Below are 3,288 nucleotides of genomic sequence, written 5' to 3' on the forward strand. Positions count from 1 at the left end.
CCCCGGCGGCGGCGGCACGCCAGTGGAGCCGCCACCTGGGCGGCATGCTGGTGATCGCCGCGACGGTCGGTATCGCGAGCGGCGTGACCGGCGCGAGCATCAGCACGCTGTCGCGCGGGCTCGCCACCGGTCCTCTGATCGTGCTGACCGCCACCGCCATCGTGCTGGTGTCGCTGGCGCTGGCGCCGGGGCGCGGGCTCTTGTGGGGCATCGTGAAACACTACCGCCAGAAAGCCGACCTGCAGTCCCGGCAGCTCCTCTATGCGCTCTACAGGCACCCCGAGACACCGCCCCGAACCACGCTGGGCGCCCGGCGCACGCTGGCGCGGCTGGCGCGCAAGGGCTATCTCGCCCGCACCAACGGCACCGCCGGCGTGACGCTCACCGACGCCGGACGCGCCCGCGCCCGCCAGGTCGTCGCCGCATTTGAGGAGGCCACGCCATGATCGAGGAGCTTCTGAACGCCACGGCGCTGCCGATCATCCTGGTCGGCGCCATGGTCGGCATCGCCTCTTCGGCGGTGGGGACCTTTCTGGTGCTGCGCGGCAACAGCATGCTGTCGGACGCTATCAGCCACTCGATCGTCTTCGGCATCGTCATCGTGTGGATCCTGACCGGCCAGCAGAGCGGGCCGGTGCAGCTCATCGGCGCCGCCCTGACCGGGCTTCTGACGGTCTTTCTCACCGAAGCGCTCGCCGGCACCAAGCGGGTGAAGCAGGACGCCGCCATCGGGCTGGTCTTCCCGGCGCTGTTCTCGGTCGGGGTGCTGCTGCTCAATATCTACGCCCACGACGTGCATATCGACACCCACACGGTGCTGCTGGGCGAGATCGGCTTCGTCTGGCTCGACACCGTCGAGCTCTTCGGCCTGCCGATTCCCCAGGCGCTGGTGACGATGAGCGCGATGACGCTGGTCAACTACGCGTTCATCGGGCTGTTCTACAAGGAACTCAAGCTCGCCACCTTCGACCCGGCGCTGGCCAGGGCCTTCGGCTTCATGCCCACCCTGCTCTTCTACGGGCTTCTGATGCTCACCAGTTCCACCGCCGTGGCGGCGTTCGATGCCGTGGGTGCGGTGCTGTTCATCGCCTTCGCCATCGTGCCGGCTTCGGCGGCGTACCTGCTCACCGACCGGCTGTGGATGATGTTCGTCATCGGCGCGCTGATCTCGATCGCCTCGAGCGTGCTCGGCTACTACCTCGCCGTGCACTTCAACGTCTCGATCGGCGGCATGATGGCGGTGATGACCGGGGTGTTCTTGATCCTCGCCTTTCTGGGCGGGCCGCGCTACGGCGTGATTGCGCGGCGGCTGCGTCGCCGCCGTCCAGCGCCGGTCGCCAAGGCATAACCCCCGGAGAAACCCGCCGACGCGCAGGGAGAGTGTCATGAGCCAGCCCCCGTCCGATCGCCGTTCGCAAAAGCAGAGAATGCTCGCCGGCGACCTCTACACCGCCGATGACCCGGAGCTCGCCCGGGAGTCCGAGCTCGCCAAGCGCGCCATGGTCGAGTTCGCCCGGCACTACGAACACGACGTGAACGCCGCTCACGCCGTCTTGAAAGGCTTGTTCAAGCGATTCGGCGACACCGCCCACATCCGCCCGCCGCTGTATGTCGACTACGGCTACCACATCAGTTTCGGTGAAGGCTCCTTCGCCAACTTCGGGCTGATGGCGCTGGACGTGGCCCCCATCACGGTCGGTCGCGACGTCCAGATCGGCCCCAACGTGCAGCTTCTGACCCCGACCCACCCGCTCGATGCCGAGGCGCGCCGCCAGAAGCTCGAAGCCGGCGCTCCCATCGTCATTCACGACAACGTGTGGCTGGGGGGCGGGGTGATCGTGCTGGCCGGTGTCACCATCGGCGAGAACAGCGTGATCGGTGCCGGCGCCGTGGTGACCCGGGACATTCCCGCCAACGTGGTGGCCGTCGGCAACCCGGCGCGGGTGATTCGTCGTTTGCCCTGAACCCGCCGAGCGAGCCTGCCGGTGTCGAACCGGGTGTGGATAACTTAAACCGTCAGGTGGGTCTTGATCAGCTCCTGGGATAGCTCACCGATCTCGCCTTTCGCCACCGGGCGGCCGCGGTCCATGATCACGAAGCGGTCGGCGTATTTTCTGGCAAAGGGCAACTTCTGCTCGACCAGCAGTACCGTGAGCCCGTCCTCCTCGATCAGCTGGCGGATCACCTGGCCGATCTGGGCAACGATATTGGGCTGGATGCCCTCGCCGGGCTCGTCGAGGATCAGGAGTTTGGGCTCGATCACGAGCGCCCGCCCGATGGCGAGCTGCTGCTGCTGGCCACCGGAGAGATCGCCGCCGCGGCGGTGCTTCATCTGTTCGAGCACCGGGAAGAGCTCATAAATGCGCTCGGGGATCTTCTTCAGCCCGTCTGCCCGGGCGGCAAGCCCCGTGCGCAGGTTCTCTTCCACCGTGAGCAGCGGAAAGATCTGCCGGCCCTGGGGCACGAAGCCAATCCCCAGACGCGAACGGGCCTCGATCGCCTTTCTGGTCAGCTCGACCTCGCCACCCTGCGCCTGGAATCTGAGCGCGCCGCTCGTGACCGCGACCTCGCCCATGATCGCCTTCATCAGCGTGGTCTTGCCTACGCCGTTGCGACCCATCACGCAGGTGCATCGGCCTTTCGGCACCTCCAGATCCAGGTCCCACAGGGTGTGGCTTTCGCCGTAGAACTGGTTGAGTCCTTCGATTGCGAGCATTAGCCCATCTCCTCGTCGTCCGCGCCCAGGTACACCTCCACCACCTTCGGATCACTGGATACCTGATCCATGCTGCCCTCCGCCAGTACGCTGCCCTGGTGGAGCACCGTCACCTTGCGCGCGATCGAGCGCACGAAGCCCATGTCGTGCTCGACCACCACCACCGACTGCCGCCCGGCCAGGCGCGTCAGCAGCTCGGCGGTGCGCTCCATCTCCTGTTCGGTCATGCCGGCCACGGGCTCGTCGACCAGCAAGAGCCGCGGGCGCTGCATGAGCAGCATGCCGATCTCGAGCCACTGCTTCTGGCCGTGGGAGAGAATCCCCGCCGGCTGAAAACGCAGGGCGGCCAGCCCGACCGTCTCGAGCACCTCGTCGATGCGATCGCGCGCCTCGCCGGTCATGCGCGCGGTGAGCGTGGGCAGAATGCGCTTGTCCGCCGCCATGGCGAGCTCCAGATTCTCGAACACGCTGAGCGCCTCGAACACCGTGGGCTTCTGGAACTTGCGCCCGATGCCGAGGCTTGCGATCTCCGGCTCGTTCATCTGCAGAAGGTTGTGGCGGCTGCCGAACCA

Annotated in this window: 5 protein-coding genes; 3 read left to right on the forward strand and 2 right to left on the reverse strand. The window is 66.9% G+C overall.

Annotated features, from left to right (window positions below; all coding sequences use genetic code 11):
• The 3 genes from BIS11_RS13510 to BIS11_RS18580 all read left to right on the forward strand — a co-directional run.
• Positions 1–446: metal ABC transporter permease (locus tag BIS11_RS13510; protein WP_253586266.1), on the forward strand; the 446-nt coding region annotated here is incomplete at its 5' end.
• Positions 443–1,348: a metal ABC transporter permease gene (locus tag BIS11_RS13515; protein ID WP_253422494.1), complete on the forward strand. Its 906-nt coding sequence runs from the start codon at positions 443–445 to the stop codon at positions 1,346–1,348. The genes BIS11_RS13510 and BIS11_RS13515, both read left to right, overlap by 4 nt.
• 37 nt (positions 1,349–1,385) lie before the next feature.
• The gene (locus BIS11_RS18580; protein ID WP_301282955.1) at positions 1,386–1,964 is read left to right on the forward strand and encodes a sugar O-acetyltransferase; all 579 of its coding nucleotides are present in this window, start codon (positions 1,386–1,388) and stop codon (positions 1,962–1,964) included.
• Between the two features lie 44 nt (positions 1,965–2,008).
• On the opposite strand, the gene urtE is transcribed toward BIS11_RS18580, so the two are convergent.
• The gene (gene urtE, locus BIS11_RS13530) at positions 2,009–2,716 is read right to left on the reverse strand and encodes an urea ABC transporter ATP-binding subunit UrtE (RefSeq protein ID WP_253422496.1); all 708 of its coding nucleotides are present in this window, start codon (positions 2,714–2,716) and stop codon (positions 2,009–2,011) included.
• Positions 2,716–3,288: ABC transporter ATP-binding protein (locus BIS11_RS13535; RefSeq protein WP_253586267.1), on the reverse strand; the 573-nt coding region annotated here is incomplete at its 5' end. The genes BIS11_RS13535 and urtE, both read right to left, overlap by 1 nt.

The sequence above is a fragment of the Halomonas sp. 707D4 genome (assembly GCF_024158685.1).
Taxonomy (GTDB): domain Bacteria; phylum Pseudomonadota; class Gammaproteobacteria; order Pseudomonadales; family Halomonadaceae; genus Vreelandella.

What these genes read in the sequence shown, in the direction of transcription:
- BIS11_RS13515 (WP_253422494.1), top strand. Translation starts at nt 443, where the DNA reads ATGATCGAGGAGCTTCTGAACGCCACGGCGCTGCCGATCATCCTGGTC.
- urtE (WP_253422496.1), bottom strand. Translation starts at nt 2,716, where the DNA reads ATGCTCGCAATCGAAGGACTCAACCAGTTCTACGGCGAAAGCCACACC.
- BIS11_RS18580 (WP_301282955.1), top strand. Translation starts at nt 1,386, where the DNA reads ATGAGCCAGCCCCCGTCCGATCGCCGTTCGCAAAAGCAGAGAATGCTC.